Annotated in this window: 19 protein-coding genes and 7 tRNA genes; 4 read left to right on the top strand and 22 right to left on the bottom strand. The window is 66.4% G+C overall.

What is annotated here, in order from left to right; translation table 11 throughout:
* Nucleotides 1-45 precede the first annotated feature (45 nt).
* From rplA to Q3866_RS01045, 19 genes are all read right to left on the bottom strand, one after another.
* The gene (rplA, locus tag Q3866_RS01135; RefSeq protein ID WP_293673089.1) at nt 46-750 is read right to left on the bottom strand and encodes a 50S ribosomal protein L1; all 705 of its coding nucleotides are present in this window, start codon (nt 748-750) and stop codon (nt 46-48) included.
* 112 nt (nt 751-862) lie between these two features.
* Nucleotides 863-1,291: a 50S ribosomal protein L11 gene (rplK, locus tag Q3866_RS01130; RefSeq protein ID WP_293673088.1), complete on the bottom strand. Its 429-nt coding sequence runs from the start codon at nt 1,289-1,291 to the stop codon at nt 863-865.
* A 112-nt stretch (nt 1,292-1,403) separates the two neighbouring features.
* Nucleotides 1,404-1,955 (bottom strand): transcription termination/antitermination protein NusG, encoded by a 552-nt coding sequence (gene nusG, locus Q3866_RS01125; protein ID WP_301828960.1) that lies wholly within the window; start codon nt 1,953-1,955, stop codon nt 1,404-1,406.
* Nucleotides 1,956-1,959: 4 nt separating this feature from the next.
* On the bottom strand, nt 1,960-2,307 hold the full coding sequence (gene secE / locus Q3866_RS01120) for a preprotein translocase subunit SecE (RefSeq protein WP_293673086.1): 348 nt from the start codon (nt 2,305-2,307) through the stop codon (nt 1,960-1,962).
* Between the two features lie 71 nt (nt 2,308-2,378).
* Nucleotides 2,379-2,454: transfer RNA gene (locus Q3866_RS01115), tRNA-Trp, on the bottom strand.
* A gap of 18 nt (nt 2,455-2,472) precedes the next feature.
* Nucleotides 2,473-2,622 (bottom strand): 50S ribosomal protein L33, encoded by a 150-nt coding sequence (gene rpmG / locus Q3866_RS01110; RefSeq protein ID WP_073296338.1) that lies wholly within the window; start codon nt 2,620-2,622, stop codon nt 2,473-2,475.
* Nucleotides 2,623-2,815: 193 nt separating this feature from the next.
* Nucleotides 2,816-4,006, bottom strand: a complete 1,191-nt coding sequence (gene tuf, locus Q3866_RS01105; RefSeq protein ID WP_293824175.1) for an elongation factor Tu — start codon at nt 4,004-4,006, stop codon at nt 2,816-2,818.
* Nucleotides 4,007-4,103: 97 nt separating this feature from the next.
* Nucleotides 4,104-4,180: transfer RNA gene (locus Q3866_RS01100), tRNA-Met, on the bottom strand.
* 9 nt (nt 4,181-4,189) lie between these two features.
* Nucleotides 4,190-4,265, bottom strand: a tRNA-Thr gene (locus tag Q3866_RS01095).
* Between the two features lies 1 nt (nt 4,266).
* A tRNA-Tyr gene (locus tag Q3866_RS01090) sits at nt 4,267-4,350 on the bottom strand.
* A 480-nt stretch (nt 4,351-4,830) separates the two neighbouring features.
* Nucleotides 4,831-4,905 (bottom strand) — tRNA-Thr (locus Q3866_RS01085).
* A 63-nt stretch (nt 4,906-4,968) separates the two neighbouring features.
* Nucleotides 4,969-5,517: an NYN domain-containing protein gene (locus Q3866_RS01080; RefSeq protein WP_293673084.1), complete on the bottom strand. Its 549-nt coding sequence runs from the start codon at nt 5,515-5,517 to the stop codon at nt 4,969-4,971.
* Nucleotides 5,510-6,556, bottom strand: a complete 1,047-nt coding sequence (gene rlmB, locus Q3866_RS01075) for a 23S rRNA (guanosine(2251)-2'-O)-methyltransferase RlmB (protein WP_301828951.1) — start codon at nt 6,554-6,556, stop codon at nt 5,510-5,512. The genes Q3866_RS01080 and rlmB overlap by 8 nt, the downstream gene beginning before the upstream one ends.
* A gap of 2 nt (nt 6,557-6,558) precedes the next feature.
* Nucleotides 6,559-8,043 (bottom strand): cysteine--tRNA ligase, encoded by a 1,485-nt coding sequence (gene cysS / locus Q3866_RS01070; RefSeq protein WP_301828948.1) that lies wholly within the window; start codon nt 8,041-8,043, stop codon nt 6,559-6,561.
* Nucleotides 8,044-8,045: 2 nt separating this feature from the next.
* Nucleotides 8,046-8,777: a serine O-acetyltransferase gene (gene cysE / locus Q3866_RS01065; RefSeq protein ID WP_293674097.1), complete on the bottom strand. Its 732-nt coding sequence runs from the start codon at nt 8,775-8,777 to the stop codon at nt 8,046-8,048.
* Nucleotides 8,778-8,869: 92 nt separating this feature from the next.
* Nucleotides 8,870-9,349, bottom strand: a complete 480-nt coding sequence (gene ispF, locus Q3866_RS01060; RefSeq protein ID WP_301828945.1) for a 2-C-methyl-D-erythritol 2,4-cyclodiphosphate synthase — start codon at nt 9,347-9,349, stop codon at nt 8,870-8,872.
* The gene (gene ispD, locus Q3866_RS01055; protein ID WP_301828944.1) at nt 9,343-10,125 is read right to left on the bottom strand and encodes a 2-C-methyl-D-erythritol 4-phosphate cytidylyltransferase; all 783 of its coding nucleotides are present in this window, start codon (nt 10,123-10,125) and stop codon (nt 9,343-9,345) included. Before ispD ends, ispF begins: the two co-directional genes overlap by 7 nt.
* A gap of 3 nt (nt 10,126-10,128) precedes the next feature.
* Nucleotides 10,129-11,244 carry a DNA integrity scanning diadenylate cyclase DisA gene (disA, locus tag Q3866_RS01050; protein WP_293674094.1) on the bottom strand — a complete coding sequence of 372 codons (1,116 nt, stop codon included), beginning with the start codon at nt 11,242-11,244 and terminating at the stop codon, nt 10,129-10,131.
* Between the two features lie 173 nt (nt 11,245-11,417).
* Entirely contained in the window at nt 11,418-13,271 is a 1,854-nt protein-coding gene (locus Q3866_RS01045; protein ID WP_293824180.1) for a carbon starvation protein A, read from the bottom strand.
* A gap of 479 nt (nt 13,272-13,750) precedes the next feature.
* Between Q3866_RS01045 and Q3866_RS01040 the strand changes: the two genes are divergently transcribed.
* From Q3866_RS01040 to Q3866_RS01025, 4 genes are all read left to right on the top strand, one after another.
* Nucleotides 13,751-14,788, top strand: coding sequence for a response regulator receiver protein (locus Q3866_RS01040; protein WP_301828940.1), 1,038 nt, complete (start codon nt 13,751-13,753; stop codon nt 14,786-14,788).
* On the top strand, nt 14,785-15,801 hold the full coding sequence (locus Q3866_RS01035; RefSeq protein WP_301828939.1) for a lipopolysaccharide assembly protein LapB: 1,017 nt from the start codon (nt 14,785-14,787) through the stop codon (nt 15,799-15,801). Before Q3866_RS01040 ends, Q3866_RS01035 begins: the two co-directional genes overlap by 4 nt.
* 38 nt (nt 15,802-15,839) lie before the next feature.
* Nucleotides 15,840-15,916 (top strand) — tRNA-Glu (locus tag Q3866_RS01030).
* Nucleotides 15,917-16,505: 589 nt separating this feature from the next.
* Complete coding sequence (locus Q3866_RS01025; protein WP_293674090.1) at nt 16,506-16,826, top strand: PTS sugar transporter subunit IIB; 321 nt, start codon at nt 16,506-16,508, stop codon at nt 16,824-16,826.
* Between the two features lie 94 nt (nt 16,827-16,920).
* Here Q3866_RS01025 and Q3866_RS01020 read toward each other — a convergent pair.
* The 3 genes from Q3866_RS01020 to Q3866_RS01010 form a co-directional block, all read right to left on the bottom strand.
* Nucleotides 16,921-17,005: transfer RNA gene (locus tag Q3866_RS01020), tRNA-Leu, on the bottom strand.
* Between the two features lie 13 nt (nt 17,006-17,018).
* Nucleotides 17,019-18,005, bottom strand: coding sequence for a phosphatase (locus Q3866_RS01015; protein WP_301828936.1), 987 nt, complete (start codon nt 18,003-18,005; stop codon nt 17,019-17,021).
* A complete protein-coding gene (locus tag Q3866_RS01010) occupies nt 18,006-18,689 on the bottom strand; it encodes a hypothetical protein (RefSeq protein ID WP_301828934.1) in 684 nt (227 codons plus the stop codon).
* Nucleotides 18,690-18,730: the final 41 nt, after the last annotated feature.

The raw sequence follows: 18,730 nt of genomic DNA, 5'->3' as shown, positions 1-18,730 counted from the left end.
CCGAGACGGGCGGAACACTTCACGCTTTGTGCAAACTCTTATCGACTAGTCGAGGAGGTTGCGGGTGATGGAGCTGTCGACCTTGACGCCGGGGCCCATCGTGGAAGCGAGGGCAACGGACTTGATGTACTTGCCCTTGGCCGTGGCAGGCTTGACGCGAATGATCTCGTTGAGGAGAACGCCGTAGTTCTCGACGATCTGCTCGAGCGGGAAGGAGACGCGGCCCACCGGCACGTGGCAGATGCCGTAACGGTCGGCGCGATACTCGACACGACCGGCCTTGAGCTCGCCGACCATCTTGGCGACGTCCATGGTGACGGTGCCAAGCTTGGGGTTCGGCATGAGGCCACGGGGGCCGAGGATCTTGCCGAGACGACCGACCTTGGCCATCATCGGCGGGGTGGCGATGGCAGCGTCGAAGTCGATGTTGCCGGCCTGGATCTGGGCGACGAGGTCGTCGGAGCCCACGATGTCGGCGCCGGCCTCCTCGGCGGCACGAGCCTGCTCGCCCTCGGCAAAGACGGCGACGCGGACGGTCTTGCCGGTGCCGTGGGGCAGGGCAATGGAGCCGCGGATGTTCTGGTCGGCCTTGCGGGTGTCGACGCCGAGGCGGAACGTGGCCTCGATGGTCTCGTCGAAGCCGGCGAAGGCGATCTCCTTGACGAGAGCCGCGGCCTCCTTCGGGGCGTAGAGCTTGCCGGCCTCGATCTTGGCGGCGGCGGCGTTGTACTTCTTACCGTGCTTAGGCATGTTCTTTCCTCCTGTGGTCACGGGGCTTGCGCCCTCCCACATCTAGCGACGCCTTAGGGCGTCGAGCTTAGCCGGCTTGCGCCGGCGGGTTACCGTCTGGGGGCAGCGGGTGCTACTCGGCGATGGTGACGCCCATGGAGCGAGCGGTGCCGGCGATGATCTTCTTGGCGCCCTCGATGTCGTTGGCGTTGAGGTCCGGCATCTTAATCTCGGCGATCTTGGTGAGCTGCTCCTGGGTGAGCTGGCCGACCTTGTCGCGCTGGGGAACGCCGGAGCCACCCTTGAGGCCGAGCTCCTTCTTGATGAGCTCAGCGGCGGGCGAGGTCTTGCAGACGAACGTGAAGGAGCGGTCCTCGTAGACGGAGATCTCGACGGGGATGATGTCGCCCTTCTTGTCCTGCGTGGCGGCGTTGAACGCCTGGCAGAACTGCATGATGTTGACCTGGGCGGCACCGAGGGCCGGGCCGATCGGGGGCGCGGGGTTGGCAGCGCCAGCCGGGATCTGAAGCTTAATGAAGTTGACAACCTTCTTCTCAGCCATTGTCGTTCCTCTCATTGCTGAATTTACAAAGCGTGTAGGTGGTAGTGCTATATCTTTCCCGCCCCGCAGAAGCATTCCTCACCGAAAGAGGGGCAGGCGATTGTTGCCTTGCTTAGGCGATGACGGAGACCTGGTCGAGAGTGAGCTCGACAGACGTCTCGCGGCCAAAGATCATGAGCATGACCTTTACCTTGCCGGCCTCGGCGTTGACCTCAGAGATCTGGCCGTCGAAGTCTGCCAGCGGGCCGTTGATGACGCGGACCGACATGCCCGGCTCCAGGTTGGTAGCCGTGCGGTGCGGCGTGGCCGCAGCGGTGGCGCCACGCGGGTTGGAGCGGCGCATGATCTTGTTGAACTCCTCGCGGGACAGCGGGGCAGGCTTGCCGTCGATGCCCACGAAACCGGTCAAGCCGGGGGTGTTGCGTACGACGGACCAGGAGTTGTCGTCCATCTCCATGCGGACGAGAACGTAGCCCGGGAAGACCTTGGACTCCTTGGTCTCGCGCTTGCCGCCATCCTTGATCTCCGTGACCTCCTCGGTCGGGATCTTGATGTCGACGACCACGTTCTCGAGGCCATAGGTCTCGATGCGGTGCTCGAGGTCATTCTTGACCTTGTTCTCGTAGCCCGAGTAGGTGTGGACCACATACCAACGCTTGGCCATGTTATTACCTCAGTCCCGAGTAACCAACAAGAATGGCGACGACGCCGGTGTCGACGAGCCAGACGGCAACGCCAAATACGACCAGCATCACGATGACGGCAATGGAGTAGTTCTTGAGCTCAGCCTTGGAAGGCCACGTGACGCGGTGCATCTCGGCCTTGACGTCGGCGAACCAGCCACGCACACGGGAGAAGAAGCCGTTCTTCTTGGCGGCCTTCTTCTCGGCCTTGGCCTGCGCAGGGGCCTCCTTCTTGGGAGCTTGGCCAGAGACGGCGTGCTTCTCCTCGAGCTCCTTGCGCTCGGCAGCACGCGCCTTGCGGGCGCTCCTCTTCTGGCGATCCTTGTTGGCCATGCTATTCCCTTCGGGCGAGGCCTCTTACTACATGGAAACCGGCCTTCCGCAAGGGAAGGCCGGTGAGAATTTGGCAGGCCAGGTAGGACTCGAACCCACAACAAACGGTTTTGGAGACCGCCGCTCTACCATTGGAGCTACTGGCCTGTAAGGGGGATACCCGAGTTAACGGGTTTCCTTGTGAAGAGTGTGCTTGCGGCACCACGGGCAGTACTTCTTGAGCTCCATGCGCTCAGGGTTGTTCTGCTTGTTCTTCTTGGTGGTGTAATTGCGGCGCTTGCACTCGGTGCAGGCGAGGGTAACCATCGTACGCATTTCATTCCTCCTGATGGGTCATGGCCAAGACTTCCTCAGCCATGGCGCGGTCGAGAATATTACCAGCGTCCTAAGCACGCGTCAACAGGTTGGAACGGGAATTCTCGAATATCGATGCGTCTCAACAAAAGCTCCAAGAAAAAGGCCCGGCTCACAAGGAGCCGGGCCAGAAAGTCACAGAGAAGAACTAAATCTACTCAATGATGGTGGCGATACGGCCGTCGCCGACGGTGTGACCGCCCTCACGGATGGCGAAGCGGTCGCCCTCCTCCATGGCGATACCGTGGATCAGGTCAGCCTCGATCGTCACGTGGTCGCCCGGCATGGCCATCTCGACGCCCTCGGGGAGGACGATGGAGCCGGTGACATCCGTGGTGCGGAAGTAGAACTGCGGACGGTAGTTGGTGAAGAACGGGGTGTGACGGCCGCCCTCCTCCTTGGTCAGGACGTAGACCTCAGCGGTGAACTTGGAGTGCGGGGTAACCGTGCCGGGGGCGCAGATGACCTGGCCGCGCTCGATGTCCTCGCGCTTGATGCCGCGGAGAAGCAGGCCCACGTTGTCGCCGGACTCGCAGAAGTCCATGGTCTTGCGGAACATCTCGATGCCGGTGACGACGGAGTTCTGGGTCGGCTTGATGCCCACGATCTCGACGGGCGAGTTGAGCTTGAGCTCGCCGCGCTCGACACGACCGGTGGCAACGGTGCCACGGCCGGAAATCGTCATGACGTCCTCGATGGCCATCAGGAACGGCTTCTCGTTGTCACGGGCGGGCGTCGGGATGTACTCGTCGACGGCCTTCATGAGCTCGCGGACGGAGTTCATCCACTTCTCCTCGCCGTTGAGGGCGCCGAGAGCGGAACCACGGATGACGGGGATGTCGTCGCCGGGGAAGTCGTACTCGGAGAGGAGGTCACGGGTCTCCATCTCGACGAGGTCGATGAGCTCGTCATCGTCGACCATGTCGCACTTGTTCAGGAAGACGACGATGTAGGGCACGCCAACCTGACGGGCGAGCAGGATGTGCTCGCGGGTCTGGGCCATGGGGCCGTCGGTGGCGGCGATGACCAGGATGGCACCGTCCATCTGAGCAGCGCCCGAAATCATGTTCTTGACGTAGTCAGCGTGGCCCGGGCAGTCGACGTGAGCGTAGTGACGGGAAGCCGTCTCGTACTCGACGTGAGCGACGGAAATGGTAATGCCGCGCTCGCGCTCCTCGGGGGCCTTGTCGATGTTCTCGAAGGCGGTGAAGTCGGCCTTGCAGCCCTCGGTCTCAGAGAGGACCTTGGTGATAGCGGCCGTCAGCGTGGTCTTGCCGTGGTCGACGTGACCAATCGTACCGATGTTCACGTGCGGCTTAGTGCGCTCAAACTTCTCCTTGGCCATTTGCCATCCTCCTCATGGATGCTAGCTTTAGGCCTTGACGGCCCTTTTGCCTATTAATATGTCCAGCGGCGCCGCTTGCGCGACGCCGCGAGGGCTCTGGTAGCGGTGACTGGATTCGAACCAGTGACGCCGCGGGTATGAACCGCGTGCTCTAACCAACTGAGCTACACCGCCGTGCTTGAATGGAGCCCGCGACCGGATTTGAACCGGTGACCTCTTCGTTACCAACGAAGTGCTCTACCTACTGAGCTACACGGGCATGGTGGGGATGCTTGGACTCGAACCAAGGAACCCAGAGGGAGCGGATTTACAGTCCGCCGCAGTTGCCGCTGTGCCACATCCCCATACCGTTTTCAAGCCGCTCCGAGAGGTCGTTCCCTCGCGCAGCGGAAAGGATATTACCGAGATTTGGGGCATCGTGTCAACTCAATCCCCCTAACCGGGCGTATCCATTCGTTTTCACCACATTACCTGCATATTTGTAAGCGAATCGCGGCTTTTCCCAAAGATTTTCAAAAAAAGTTTGGTAGGAATTTTTGGGCGAGCGGCAAAAATCTTCCGGAAGTCCTGCGCGCACGTGGGTTACGCGCGCCCGCGGGATTCCCGCATGGCCCGGGTGGTGCGCCTTCTATTCCACAGGGACCAGGATGCGCACCCCATGGGGATAGCGCCTCCGCAGGGCCCCTCATGGCGGTTGAGGCCATGCGCCCATGACGTTTGGGGCAATCACCCTCGATTGCCGCGGGGTCAGGGGTCAGCGTACTGACGGATACGTGCCCTCTATATAAGAAAGGACCCCGGATGATCCGGGGTCCGCGAGTTCGTGGAGCCAACGATAGGAATCGAACCTACAACGGCCTGTTTACAAGACAGGGGCTCTACCATTGAGCTACGTTGGCGTTATGTGCGCCCGTGGGCGTTCTAGCATCGTAGCCGATATGGCCACGTTTCGCCACAGCGCGCTATCTGCCCAGCAGGGCGTTGAGCTTGGCGAGGGTCTTGGCGTCGAGGCGGTCCTCCACCGTGAGCTTGCCGTGGCGCCGCTCGGCGATGTCGACCTCGCGCTCGGAGTCGAGGACGTCGATCTCGTGGGCGAGCATGGCGCTCGAGATGCGCGTCACGGGGATGCCTCCCACCGTGGCCCTGATCGTATTGTCACTCGTCACGACCGTGACCTCGCGCATCTGCCTGCGGCACTCCCCCACCAAGCGCTCTATCACGGTGTCTGCCGTGACCCCCGTGGGCGAGAAGATCATGCGCACGCCCGCGCGACGCAGCTCGGGGTGCTCGGGGTTGACGTTGCCCGCCGCGTCAAACACGATGACCGGCTCGTAGCGGCCCTGGGCGAACGCCGCGACGTCTGCCACGAGCAGTTCGCGGGCACGCTCGAACGGGTCGTGGTCGAGGTCGCGCTCGCCCGGCTCGTCCATGAGGGACTTGTAGCGAGGCGTGCCGAATATGACGTTGTAGCCATCCACGACCAGCAGCTCGTGGTCTGAGCGCTTAGCCAAGGTCGGTCTCCGGGAAGTCGAAGTCGGAGGTGTCGGGCAGGTCGAGTGGGGTGTCGTAACCGTCGCCCGCGGGCTTGGACACCGCCTGGGCGCCCTCGCCGGCCGCCATGTCGCGGCGCAGCCACTCGTAGGCAATGGCCGTGGTGGCTTGCGCCACGTTGAGCGACTCGACCTGGCCGCGCTGGGGCAGCTTGAACTCGAAGTCGCAGTGCTGGCGCACGAGCCTCGAGATGCCCGAGCCCTCGGAGCCCATCACGAGCGCGAGGCGACCCGCGACAGGGGCGTCCCACACGAGGTCACGGGCGTGCTCGGTGGCGCCGCCCGCCCAGAAGCCGTGCTCCTTGAGCTCGTCCAGAGCGCTCGCGAGGTTGGGCACCTGCGCGATGGGCAGGTGCATGACCGCGCCGGCGCTGGTCTTGTAGGCACCCACGCCCACGCGGGCGGCGCGCGACTTGGCCACGACGACGCCCGCCGCGCCTACGACCTCGGCCGTGCGCACGATGGCGCCGAAGTTGCCCTCGTCGGTCACGTGGTCGAGCACGATGACCAGGGCGTTTCCGCTGCCGGCGGCCTCGATGATGTCGTGAAGCGAGGCATAGCGGTAGGGACGGACCTTGAGCATGATGCCCTGGTGGGCGCCATGCGAGGAGAGCGAGTCGAGAACGGGGCGGGCGACGCGCTCGACCTCGACGCCGTTGGCCGCGAGACGACGGGCGAGGTCGGTGAGCGTGGGGTCCACCGCTCCGGAGTCCTTCTGGATGAGGGCGCGCGTGATGGGAAGGCCAAGCTCGAGGGCCTCGGCGGCGGCGCGGCGACCCTCGATGAGGTCGCCCTTGGAGCCGGCGCGCTGGCCCTGGGGGCCGCGCGCGCGAGCGGGCACGCCAGTGTGGGCGCCCGTACGAGCGCCCGAGGCCTGCTGGCGCGGCTTGCCGCCACGCTGCTGGGAGCCGCCACGCTGCTGGCCACCCTGGCGGCCTCGGCTGGCGGCGCCGCGGGCATCCCTTCGACCGCTCGGGCGGGAGTCGTTGCGTCGGGCCATGGCTAGTCCTCCTTGGCGGGCTTGATGCGGGTGCCTGCGGCCGTGTCCTCGACCACGAGTCCCAGGGCGGCGATGCCGTCGCGGATGGCATCGGCCACGCCCCAGTTCTTGGCGGCGCGAGCCTCGGCGCGGGCGGTGACGAGGGCCTCGGCGGCCTGCTCGGCGTCATCGCCCTCGTAGCCGGCCTGCTCGCGGGCGAGGTCGACCAGCTCGTGGGGCAGCTCGGCGGCGCTGGGGCGCACGGACTCGACGCCCAGGACGCCCAGCAGCTCGACGAGGACGTCGGAGGCGCGCAGCGCGACGGCACCGGCGGCGTTGGCGCCAGTCTGGTCGAGGTAGGTGTTTGCTTTCGTCACGAGGCCAAAGAGCGCCGCGAGGGCGCCGGCGGTGTTGAAGTCGTCGTCCATCTGGGCCACGAACTCGGCCGAGGCCTCGTCGACGGCGGCACCAAAGGCGCGATCCTCGTCATTGAGCTCGTGGGTGGCGGCCGCGGCGCTCTCTGCGGCCCAGCGCAGGTTGGCGATGGTGCCGCGGACGCGCTCGAGCGTGCCCTTGGCGCCGTCGAGGCGCTCGAAGGAGAAGTCAAGCGGCGAGCGGTAGTGGGTCTGCAGCATCAGCAGGCGCACGGCGTCGGCCGGGTACTTGTCGAGCATCTCCTTGAGCGTGTAGAAGTTGCCCAGGCTCTTGCTCATCTTCTCGCCGTCGATGAGCAGCATGCCCGTGTGCATCCACACGTTGGCGAGCGGCTCGTGCCAGCAGCAGACGGCCTGCGCGTACTCGTTCTCGTGGTGCGGGAACTGCAGGTCCTGGCCGCCGCCGTGAATGTCGATGGGCGTGCCTAGGTAGCGGTGCACCATCGCGGAGCACTCGGTGTGCCAGCCCGGGCGGCCCTTGCCCCAGGGCGAGTCCCACATGGGCTCGCCGGGCTTGGCGGCCTTCCAGAGGGCAAAGTCGAGCGGGTCGCGCTTCTCGTCATTGGCCTCGATGCGGGCGCCCACCTTGAGGTCGTCGATGTTGCGACCCGAGACGGTGCCGTAGCTGGGATCGCTGCGCACGGAGAAGTAGACGTCGCCATTGCCGGGGGCGTAGGCATGGCCCTGGTCGATGAGGCCCTGGATCATCTCGATCATCGCGGGTATCTCGCGCGTGGCGCGCGGGCGGATGTCGGGGTCGAGGACGCCCAGGCGGTGCATCTGCTCGATGAAGGCGTCGGAGAACTCGGCGGCGACCTCCTCGGGCGTGCGACCCTGCTCATTGGCGCGGTTGATGATCTTGTCGTCCACGTCGGTGAGGTTCTGGGCAAACGTCACTTGGTAGCCCTTGTACTGCAGGTAGCGGCGGATGACGTCGAAGGCCAGGAAGGTGCGGCCGTTGCCCACGTGGATCTGGTCGTAGACCGTGGGGCCGCAGACGTACATGCGGATCTTGCCCGGCTCGATGGACTCGAGCTCGACCTTCTTGTGAAGCTGGGTGTTATAGACGAGCATGGCTACTCCTTGTTCTCGAGCTGGGACTGCAGCTCGGCGATTCGCTTCTCGAGACGTGCGACCTTGGCCGCGAGGTCATCGATCGTGCGGTCGACGGGGTCGGGCAGGTACTCGCGGTGCTCGACGTCCTCGCGCTCGTGGATGACCTTGTCGATTGTAGTCGCGTCGCTCATGGAAAGGCAGGTGAGGCGCTCGCCCGCGGCGGAGCGCACGCGCACGCCGCCACGCGTGGTGACGTGTCCGGGCACGCCCACGACGGTGCAGTCTGCCGGGACGTCGCGCACCACCACGGCGCCGCCGCCCACCTTGACGTTGTCGCCCAGGGTGATGTTGCCCAGCACCGACGCGCCCACGCCCACCACGACGTTGTTGCCCAACGTGGGGTGGCGCTTGCCGCTCTGCTTGCCCGTGCCGCCCAGCGTAACGCCCTGGTAAAGCTGGCAGTCATCGCCGATGATGGTGGTCTCGCCCACGACGATGCCCATGCCATGGTCGATGACGAAGCGCCTGCCAATCTGCGCGCCGGGGTGGATCTCGACGCCAAAGCGGCGGCGGCTCATCGTCGACAGGGTGCGGGCGAGCAGAGGGTGGCCGTGGGTCCACAGCCAGTGCTGGCGGCGGTAGGCCCAGATGGCCCGCATGCCGGGCGAGTTGAGAAGGATGGAGACGTTCGAGGTCGCCGCCGGGTCGTGCGCCCGGAATGTCTCGATGTCCTCACGAATGCGATCGAACATAAGGGTCCTTACGAGTGTGCCGCGCGGCCGGCGCCCAAGCAGGGCGCCGCGTCCAAAACGCCAACAGATTAGCTCAGAGTTGGGCCAGGCCGCTATCCGTCATATTCCATGAGCGCAACCGCCCAGGCCTCCATGCCCTCCTCGCGACCAACGAAGCCGAGCCGCTCAGTGGTCGTGGCCTTGACGCCAACGCTCGCGACGTCGACGCCGAGGGCCCGCGCGAGGTTCTCGCGCATCTGCTCGCGGTGCGGGGCGAGCTTGGGCGCCTGGGCGGCGATGGTACAGTCGCAGTCGAGCAGCTCGTAGCCGCGCTCGCGCGCGAGGCGCATCACCTGGGCGAGCAGGCCCAGCGAGTTGGCGCCCGCATAGGCGGGGTCCGTGTCGGGAAAGAGCTTGCCGAGGTCACCCAGGCGCGTGGCGCCAAGAATGGCGTCTGCCACGGCGTGGGTGGCGACGTCTGCATCTGAGTGGCCGAGAAGTCCCAGCGTGTGGGGAATCCTTACGCCGCAGAGAATGAGGTCGCGGTCCTCGACGAGCTTGTGGACGTCGTAGCCGTGTCCGATCCTTAGCATGAGGCGCCTCCTCGCAGGCAGCAAGCCGGTACGTCCCCGGCCTCGATGCGCACGGCAAGTATGGCCTCGATGGGCAGCCTGTCCTCGGGCACCGTGACCTTCATGTTGTCGCTGGGGCTTGCCACGCACGCGACGCGACCGCCCGCGCGCTCGACGAGACTGGCGTCGTCGGTGCCAACGAAGCCCTCCTCGAGCGCGGCGAGATGCGCCGCGAGCACGTCGTGGGCGCGGAAGACCTGCGGGGTCTGCACGGCCCAGAAGCGCGAGCGGTCTGGCGTGGACTCGACGATGCCGTCCGCGCCTACGACCTTGAGGGTGTCGGCGCTGGGATGCGCGCAGATGGCGCCGGCGAGGGTCTCGTCGGAGCGGACGCGCTCGATGGCGACCTCGATGGTGGCCGGCTCGATGAGGGGGCGCGCCCCGTCATGGATGGCGATGAGCGCGCACTCCCGAGCCGCGCGGATGCCGGCGAGGCAGGACTGCTGGCGCGTCTGCCCGCCCTCCACGAAGGTCACCGGCGTGTCGAACTCGACCTGCGAGACGACCTCGGCCGTCTCGGCGACGCGACCGGCCGGGCACACGACGACGATCTGCGCAACAGAGGGCGCCTCGGCAAAGGCCGCGACGGACCAGTCGAGCACGGGCAGGCCGCACAGCTCAACGTATTGCTTGCCCGCGGGGTCGCCAAAGCGCAGGCCAAGGCCACCGGCCGCGATGACGGCCACCGTGTCTGGCCCAGACGGCGCACCCGCCTTGTCGCTCGCGAGAATTGCCATGCGCTACTCCTTCTTGCCCCACATGCGGTACAGGCTGTCGGCAAGGATGGAGGGGTTCTTGACGCCTAGGTCGTCGAGGCGCGACGGGTTCTGCTCGATGTCGTCCATGAGCTCGCGCAGGTTGCCGTACTCGTCGACGATCTTGTCGGCCATGCCCTCGCGGACGACCGAGACGCGGCTGAGGGTGCGCAGGCCCAGCGGCACCATGACGCTGTCCTCGCGCAGGTCCTCGTAGCCCAGCACCTTGGCAACGCGCTTGGGTGAGCGCCACTGCGAGGGGTCCGCGGCATGAAGCTTCTCGCGAATGGCCTCGGCGTTCTCCTCGGAGGAGTCGCGAGCGTAGTCGCGGATCATGAGCAGGTACTCGGACTCCATGTCGCCCACGAGCTGCTCGCGCTGCATCTCGACGGTGCGTCCCTCGCTGCCCAGCTGGTCGACGCAGCGGTCGATCTCGTCGGCGGCGGTCATGAGCGTCTCGAAGTAGTTGAGGATCGTCGTGACGTCTGCGAGCGTGACGTAGTTGTCGAGCTCGAGCGTCGTGAGGCGCAGCAGCGCGTGGTCGAGCGCCTGGCGCGTGGTCTGCAGCGTGGTGATGAGCTGGGAGGCGCTAGTCATGAGCTCGGCGACGCCGCGCAGCTGGTGCGACTTGCCGCCCACGTAGAGGTTCACGACCTGGCGGCGCTCGGAGACCGAGATGACGAGGGCCTTGGTGAGCAGGCTCATGCGCGCGGCGGTGCGGTGGCGCATGCCCGTCTCGCTCGTGGGCAGGCTCGGGTCTGGGTTGAGGTGGAAGTTGGCACGCAGGATCTGCGTGAGGTCGCGGTCGACCACGATGGCGCCGTCCATCTTGGAGAGCTCGAACAGGCGGTTGGCCGTGAACGAGATGTTGAGCGGGAAGCCGTCGTTGCCGGCGGAGAGCACCGTGTCGGTGTCTCCCACGCAGATGAGGGCCCCGAGGTGGCCGGCGATGATCATGTCGAGCGCGCGGCGCACGGCGGTGCCGGGGGCCGTGATGGCGATGGCCTCGTTGAGGCGCTCCTCGATCGTGGGTTCGCGCTGCTCGGCGGCCTCTGGCGTCGCCACGTCTCCCGAGGTGGTCTCGTTAGTTTCTGGCTCCATGGCGCCCCCTCCTTGCAGAATAGTCATTTATCAAAGTATACGCGCCGCCGCCCGCAGGTTTTGGGCCACCGCGCGAGGTCATGAAAAAAGGCCCGCACCCCTGGGGATGCGGGCCCTACCATCAGTCGGCTTCGAGTCGTAGAGAGCCGGCGATGAGACGAGCTTGGGTGGCCTTAGGCCTCGTTGGCCTCGGCCTTGCCGGCGGCGGCAGCCTTGCCGGCGACAGCGGCGACGTGCTCGCGGCCGAGCTCGGTCCACTCGGGCTCCTCGTCGGGCAGGGAGCCGGCCTCCTTGGTGAAGAGCTCCTTGAGGCAGTTCACAGCGACGATGAGGCCGAGGATGACGAGCAGAATTGCGAAGAAGAGCTGCAGGCCAGAGGTGGCGATGACGGTCATGCCACCAGCCTGGAGGGCGGTCACACAGCCCATGATGGACTGGGCGAGCGAGGTGAAGGTGCAGCAGAGCAGGAACACGACGGGCACGTAGAGCATGGCGCCCTTACGGCCGGTGCACTTGCAGAAGACGGCGAGCGTGATCATGGTCATGCCACCGAGCAGCTGGTTGGAGGCACCGAAGAGCGGCCAGATGTTGAGATAGCCGCCGAAGGTGAGGGCGAGGCCCGGGACCAGGGTAACGACCGTGGCGAACCAGGGGTTGCCGAGGACCTTCATGGCACCCTGCTTGGAGTCGATGGCCAGGGCGTCGTTGGTCTGGGCGAAGAACTCGGAGAAGGACGTGCGGGCGATGCGGGCCACGGCGTCGAGCGAGGTCAGGGCCAGGGCGGAGACGTTCATCGTCATGAAGACGGTGGCGACGGTGCCATCGACGCCGAAGGCCTGCATGCCGCGGGAGATGCCGGCGGCAAAGATCTGGAACGGGGTGGAGGCAACGGGGTTGCCGGCGGCGTCGACGACGTTGAGGGCGCCGGTGCCGGCGGTGTTCATGTCAGAGAACATGATGCCGGCGATGACGATGGCAAGGATGCCCACGAAGGACTCGACGATCATGGCGCCGTAGCCAACGGGCAGGGCGTCCTTCTCGTTGGAGACCTGCTTGGACGAGGTGTTCGAGGACACGAGGCTGTGGAAGCCGGAGAGGGCGCCGCAGGCGACGGAGACGAACATGACCGGGAACATCATGCCAGACTTGGTGGTGAAGCCAGTGAATACCGGGGCGGTGATGGTGGCCTGGCCCTTGACGCCCAGGACGACGATGCCGAGCACGGCGCAGACGATCATGACGATCATCATGATGGACGTGAGGTAATCGCGCGGGGTCTTGAGGACGTCGATGGGCATGGCGCCGGCGAAGACCAGGTAGACCATGACGACGGCGATCCACTGGTTGAGGTCGAGGTACAGCGGGAACTGCATGCCCACGGCGAACATGGCGACCATGAGGACGACACCCAGGACGAACTCCTTGGCACCCTCGAGGTCGAACTTCTTGCAAGCCCAACCAAAGGCCATGGCGACGAAGGTGAACAGGATCGAGATCGTGCCAGCGCAGCCGGCGGCGTAGGACTTGGTGAAGTCGATGCCACCCTCGGCAGCGGCGGTGTACTTGAAGGTGCCGCAGACCATCGAGGTGAAGGCTGCGATGACGATGATGCAGAACAGCCAGCTGAACAGCAGGAACAGGCGGCGGCCGGTGCGGCCGATGTACTTCTCGACGAGCTGGGCAAGCGACTTGCCGTTGTTCTTCATCGAGGCGTAGAGGGCGCCGAAGTCATGGACGGCACCAAAGAAGATGCCTCCGACGAGGACCCACAGGGCAACCGGGAGCCAGCCGAAGGCCATGGCCACGATGGTGCCCGTGACGGGACCGGCGCCGCAGATCGAGCTGAACTGGTGCGAGAACACGGTGAAGCAGGAGGCCGGGGAGAACGAGTTGCCATCCTCCATGCGGCGGGCGGGGGTGATGGCGTCGGCGTCGACACCCCACTTGTTGGCGAGCCAACGGCCATACAGCATATAGCCACCAAAGAGCAGCACGGCGGCTGCAACCATTACGACGATTCCGTTCACAAGCGCTCCTTCCATAGCGAGAGAAAAGCCAGTGCGCAAAAAAAGAGGGGCCGTTGGGTTCCTCGCCCGACGGCCCCTCTTTAGGCCGCCCGTTAGCAACGGGCGGCGAATCAGCCACCCGTATTAGATAATGACGACCTCAATAATGGATAGCTGCTTGTTCATGGCGTTACTCTCTCGATTCACTTGGGCACGCATCCCCACGCGCCGTCTCCAGTGGATGGTTCGAAACCATGACACATCGGTGAGCGACGTCAAGGAACAGGGCAAATGTTGCCCGATATCGAAACGGACGCGAAACAGTATTCAACAATTCTCGGAATCTATGCGAAGTGCGAGGTTGGGGACCATGGGGAGCGCCACATGCCATCGAGCGAGGTCAACGGGGGCATCGCGAGGGCGGTGGCATGCGCCGCCCGCCCGCTGCGACGCATGGTCGTGCCCTTGTTACCATAGGAGTAGCGAAGAAGGGAGGGCGCATGGCGCTCGATCCACACCAGGAGGACTTCCAGCGGCTGAGCCTGCGCTACGCCGCCACGCTCGACCCCGGCGACCCGTTTGGCATGGCGCGCAAGGCCGAGGAATTCAGCAGGCGCTTCGTCCAGAAGCGCGACTCGCTGCCACAGACCGACGACGACCGCGCGTTTGGCCTCGTTGCCCAGGCGGCCCAGCTCATCGACTACGAGCTGCCGTTCGCCACGGCCGTGAGCGCCCCGCAGACGATTCGCGAGGCGCGCAAGCTGCTCACCGAGGCGCTCGAGCTCGACCCCGACTGCCTCGACGCGCGCCGCATGATCGCCGCCGCCGACTCGCGCACGCCAACCGCCTACCACGACTACCTTGTCCAGGCCGCCCCGCAGGTGCGCGCCCAGTGCGAGCGCGCCCGCGACGCCGCACTCGCCGGCGCCAGGGGCTCCTTTGCCGAGCTCGCCCAGGCAAGCGCCGCCCTCGCGATGCGCCCCTACCTGCGCTGGATGGCCGCCGCATCCTCGACCTCGCTCATCTGCGGCCGCTACCGCATGGCGATCGACGAGGCGCGGGAGGCCCTCGCGATCGAGCCCGGCGACCCGGCCGACGTCTCGTACACGCTCGCCCTCGCCTACGCCAAGCTCGAGGACGAGGAGAGCTACGGCCAGCTGCTCGCCAGCGCCGAGACGACGCACGGCGCCGCCTGGTACTCGCTCGCGCGCATAGCCCTGCTCTACAAGCAGGAGAGCCGCGAGGAGGCGGCCCGCGAGGTCAGGCACCTGCTTGACGCCTACCCCAACGCCGGCACCACGCTCGGCCGCCAGGACGACCTCCCCGATGGCGTCTACGCGCGCATCTGCGTGACGCCCATGAGCGAGGACGAGCTCATCCTCGCCACCTCCGAGGCCACGGTGCTTCTGCAGGAGGGCTGCGACGACCACGAGCGCGGCTCGCTGGGCTCATGGCTCGCCAACCTGCCCGAGGTCATCGAGGCGCAGGAGCGCGAGCTCGCCGCAGACCCCACCCTTGGAGAGGAGGACCAGCAGTGAGGACCAGCCAGCAGCTGAGGTCGGAGCTCTACGACCGCCTCGCCCAGCACAAGAGCCTCGAGCTGGGCGGTCTGTCCGACGACGCCTACGCAGAGCTGCGCCAGGCCGTGGTGGCAGACCCCGACACCTACCTCACGCGCGGCGATGACAGGGCGTTTGCCGAGGTGGTGCGCGCTGTTGCCGCCAACGAGGACGACATGGCCTCCGAGGAGCTCATCGATGACGACGAGGCCTACGCCAAGGCCGTCGACAGCAGGCTCGACCGGCTCCACAACCGCTGCGAGCACGCCTTCGAGACCTATCCCGGCACCGACGACGCCATTGCGATGATGGCGATGATTCGCTCGAGGGAGCCCGACACCTCGCTCGCGAAGCTGCAGGGTGCCCGCGCGCAGGTGCTGCCCCAGCACGAGGAGGATGCCCGCAGCGCCGGCCTCGCCATGACCAAGCCCAAGCCCGGCCAGGACGTGTGGGAGTGCGTCGACGAGCGCCCGCGCCTGCGCCTGCTTGCCACCATCGCCCGCGCGCAGGCCGAGACCGGCCGCTACCGGGGCGCCTGCGCCACCTGCGAGCAAATCATTGGGGAGAACCCCAGCGACATGCTCGGGGCGCGCTTCACCTGGGCCATCTGCCTGGCGAGGCTCGAGGACGAAAAGGGCCTCGATGACCTCGACGCCCAGTTTGGCCGCGCGGGCAACGCCTGGATGCACCTCGCCCGCACGCTGCTGCTCTTCAAGCTTGGCCGCATCCCCGCGGCAAAGCGCGCGCTCAAGGGCTACGCGAGGCTCTGCCGCGGCGGCGCCCACGCCCTGCTGCGGCCCACGTTCGTGGAGCCCTACCTGCCGGCGCGCCCGCCGTTTGACCCCGGCAGCTACACCGAGGCCCGGCTCGCGGTGCACGAGTGCGACCCCGTCATCATGGATACGCCCGACTTCCTCGCCTGGGCCAGCTCCCAGGACGGCTTCTCCGAGCAGGCACGCGCCTTTGCCCGCGACAACGACCTCGACTGGTAGTGGTAGTGCGCCCAAGCTCTGATATACTCACATGCGCAGTCCCCATCGTCTAGCGGCCTAGGACGCCACCCTTTCAAGGTGGATATCGCGGGTTCGAATCCCGCTGGGGGCACCATTGAATTCGAGACGGCCCCAGCGATGGGGCCGTTTTTATGGGCGTCTCCCCTCGCACGCGGGATTCGAACCCGAGAGGGGCGAGCTCGAGCAAACGCACCAAGCGTTTGCCGAGGTCGCGCGCAAGCCGCCGCAGGCAGCGCGGCGCACGCGGGCGGCGCAGCCGAACGTGGACATCCCGCTGGGGGCACCATTGAATTCGAGACGGCCCCAGCAACGGGGCCGTTTTTTGCCTTCTCGCGCACCCATATTTACGTGTCGGCAAGCTGGGCACCCGCTTTTACGTGCTAGCAAGCCATCTAGCACGTAAAAGCGGGTGCTCGATGTTTTGAGGCACGTAAAATCGGGTGCTTAATGAGCGGGACGATGGCAGTAAACGCGCATGAGCAGCACAAGAGTGCGATGACGTAAAGCGCGCATGCGCAGGCAAGCCAACAGATGGCGCGGCAATATAACAACTAGCCATGAGCGAGAAAAGCGGCTACACTACCCGTTTGTTAAAACAAACCTGGTCTGAGCGCACGCACCTCAAACGAATCGCGTAGCCCGCAGCCACAGCCAGACCGCCTGTCGTTTTCAAAGGGACGGCAATGAAGCACATCCTCATGGCCTGCGGTACGGGCATCTGCACATCTTCGCTAGTTCGTGAGCGCGTCTGCCGCTTCCTTGACGCACACGGCTATGCCGGCCGCTACGACGTCACCCAGTGCAAGATGGCCGACGTCCCCGAGCTCGCCGGCGACCACGACTTCCTCATTGCCGTGACGCTCATCTCGGGCACCCTCGGCATCCCCTACGTCAATGGCGTCCCGTTCCTCACGGGCGCCGACGCCTCGGCCTCCGAGCGCACGCTGCTTGCCCTCATGAACGCGCCCAGCTGCACCGAGGCCAAGGTCCCCTGCTACGCCTAGCGGACGCACGCAAGCATGACAAAGGGCTCTGACCCCCTTGTCACATCAGGAAGGGCGGCCACCCCGCATGGGATGGCCGCCCTTTTCGTGTAGATGGTAGGGACGGTGGGGTTCGAACCCACAAGCCTTTCGGCAGAGGTTTTTAAGACCCCCGCGTCTGCCAATTCCGCCACGCCCCCGGGCGCAACAACCTTAGCGCAACGAGAAGAGCCGTGGGGCCCACGCAACGGGCGACGGCTCGCCGCAGGCGGCAGCGTCGGCCGCGAGCGACAGGCCAAAGAGCAGGTCGCTCTCGCTCACCGTGAGCCGCTCGACGCCGCAGGCGCGCATGAGCTCGCCCACGCAGACCGAGCCGGCCACAATCACGCCGGCGCGCTTGGGCTGCAGGCCCACCACGCCGCGACGCTGCTCGAGGGACACGCCGGCGAGGCGCCTGGTGAGCTCGTCCACCTCGGAAAGTTCGAGGTCGTGCAGGTGCACGAAGCTGGGATCGTAGGGGTCGAGCGCAGCGGCGATCGCCACAAGGGTGGTCACCGTGCCGCCCACGCACACGAGCCTGCCGGCCCGCGCCACGGCGGGGGCGCCCCCGGGCAGCTCGCCCGCAAGGCGCTCGCGGCAAAACGCGCGGGCTCGCTCAAGGTCGTCGGCGGCAAGCGGCTCCTCACCCGAGAGGAACAGGTCGGTCAAGCGGCGGCAGCCCACATTGAGCGAACGAACCGCCTCGAGCTCAACGCCATTCGCGCCCAGCGTGCCCACCGCGACCTCGGTGGAGCCACCGCCGTTGTCGGCCACGACGATGCGCTGGCCCGCGAAGTCCTGGGCCACGCCCAGAAACGTGAGCGAGCCCTCGACCTCGCCGGGGATGACCTGCGGGTCGACCCCCAGCCCGCGAAGCGCGCCCAGCAGGTCCTCGGAGTTCGAGGCGTCGCGAGCGGCGCTCGTGAGCGTGCAGCAGGCAACCTCGACGCCGGCCTCGCGGGCCGCCTCGAGGTAGCCGCGCACGCAGGAGACGACGCGCTCGCACGCGGCGGCCGACAGGGCGCCCGTCTCGGCCACGCCCTCCCCCAGGTTGCAGATGGTCGAGGTCTTGGAGCAGCTTTCGACGTGGCCGGCCGCGACGCTCGCCACGCCCAGGCGGCAGGTCACGGTTCCGATGTCGATGACGGCGACGCGTCCCATCTATCCAACTCCCTGGGTCGAGGGGTCATAGCCAAAGATGAAGTCAAGCACCGAGGTGTACCAGGGCGTCGGTTCCTCATCGGTCGTGGCGGACGAGTCGTTGGTGACGCTCTCGTCGGTCGTGGCGCTGCCCGAGTCGGTCACGCCGTCCATGTCGACGGCGGTGTCGCCCTCCTGGACGTAGCCGCGGCGGCGTGCCTCGTCCTCGATGCCCTCGCGGGTCATCAGCGAGTCGACCTCGCTCTGGAGGGTCTGGGCGCTCGAGGTGGCGGCGTCGAGGCGCTGGGCGAGCACGGCGTTGGTACGGCGCGCGCCGTAGAGGGCCTTGGCGGGCGAGTAGAGCGCGCCCAGCACGACCACGATGATGCCCGCGACGATGCACAGCATGAGGTGCGAGGAGCACCAGCCCACAACCGCCTGCGCGGGAGAGGCCTTGGCGGCGCCCCGCTCGCGGCCACGCGAGGCCACGCGGCTCGAGGCATGGACACGGCCCTGCTCGGAGGCGCGCTCGCGAACGCGGCCGCGCGCCTGGTCGCGCCCCCGAACGGCATGGTCGCGCGCATGCGTGGGGCGAGCAACGCGCGCGTTGTCGGAGGCGCGGTAGCGCGCGGACCCCTCGGCGCCGCGCGGGCGCTCATGGCTCGCGTAGCGCGGGCGCTGCGGCTGGCTGGAGAAATCGGTCATGAATGTTCCTGCTTCGTTTCTGCTGCGGTCGAACACATGCC

This window comes from uncultured Parolsenella sp., from assembly GCF_958346945.1.
Taxonomy (GTDB): Bacteria; Actinomycetota; Coriobacteriia; order Coriobacteriales; family Atopobiaceae; genus Parolsenella.
The sequence above is the reverse complement of the archived record's forward strand: the minus strand, read 5'-3'. Positions and strand labels throughout refer to the sequence as shown.

What these genes read in the sequence shown, in the direction of transcription:
- disA (WP_293674094.1), bottom strand. Translation starts at nt 11,244, where the DNA reads ATGGAGCCAGAAACTAACGAGACCACCTCGGGAGACGTGGCGACGCCA.
- ispF (WP_301828945.1), bottom strand. Translation starts at nt 9,349, where the DNA reads ATGCTAAGGATCGGACACGGCTACGACGTCCACAAGCTCGTCGAGGAC.
- rplA (WP_293673089.1), bottom strand. Translation starts at nt 750, where the DNA reads ATGCCTAAGCACGGTAAGAAGTACAACGCCGCCGCCGCCAAGATCGAG.
- cysS (WP_301828948.1), bottom strand. Translation starts at nt 8,043, where the DNA reads ATGCTCGTCTATAACACCCAGCTTCACAAGAAGGTCGAGCTCGAGTCC.
- Q3866_RS01010 (WP_301828934.1), bottom strand. Translation starts at nt 18,689, where the DNA reads ATGACCGATTTCTCCAGCCAGCCGCAGCGCCCGCGCTACGCGAGCCAT.
- Q3866_RS01025 (WP_293674090.1), top strand. Translation starts at nt 16,506, where the DNA reads ATGAAGCACATCCTCATGGCCTGCGGTACGGGCATCTGCACATCTTCG.
- secE (WP_293673086.1), bottom strand. Translation starts at nt 2,307, where the DNA reads ATGGCCAACAAGGATCGCCAGAAGAGGAGCGCCCGCAAGGCGCGTGCT.
- rpmG (WP_073296338.1), bottom strand. Translation starts at nt 2,622, where the DNA reads ATGCGTACGATGGTTACCCTCGCCTGCACCGAGTGCAAGCGCCGCAAT.
- cysE (WP_293674097.1), bottom strand. Translation starts at nt 8,777, where the DNA reads ATGTTCGATCGCATTCGTGAGGACATCGAGACATTCCGGGCGCACGAC.
- Q3866_RS01040 (WP_301828940.1), top strand. Translation starts at nt 13,751, where the DNA reads ATGGCGCTCGATCCACACCAGGAGGACTTCCAGCGGCTGAGCCTGCGC.
- Q3866_RS01015 (WP_301828936.1), bottom strand. Translation starts at nt 18,005, where the DNA reads ATGGGACGCGTCGCCGTCATCGACATCGGAACCGTGACCTGCCGCCTG.
- rplK (WP_293673088.1), bottom strand. Translation starts at nt 1,291, where the DNA reads ATGGCTGAGAAGAAGGTTGTCAACTTCATTAAGCTTCAGATCCCGGCT.
- ispD (WP_301828944.1), bottom strand. Translation starts at nt 10,125, where the DNA reads ATGGCAATTCTCGCGAGCGACAAGGCGGGTGCGCCGTCTGGGCCAGAC.
- nusG (WP_301828960.1), bottom strand. Translation starts at nt 1,955, where the DNA reads ATGGCCAAGCGTTGGTATGTGGTCCACACCTACTCGGGCTACGAGAAC.
- rlmB (WP_301828951.1), bottom strand. Translation starts at nt 6,556, where the DNA reads ATGGCCCGACGCAACGACTCCCGCCCGAGCGGTCGAAGGGATGCCCGC.
- tuf (WP_293824175.1), bottom strand. Translation starts at nt 4,006, where the DNA reads ATGGCCAAGGAGAAGTTTGAGCGCACTAAGCCGCACGTGAACATCGGT.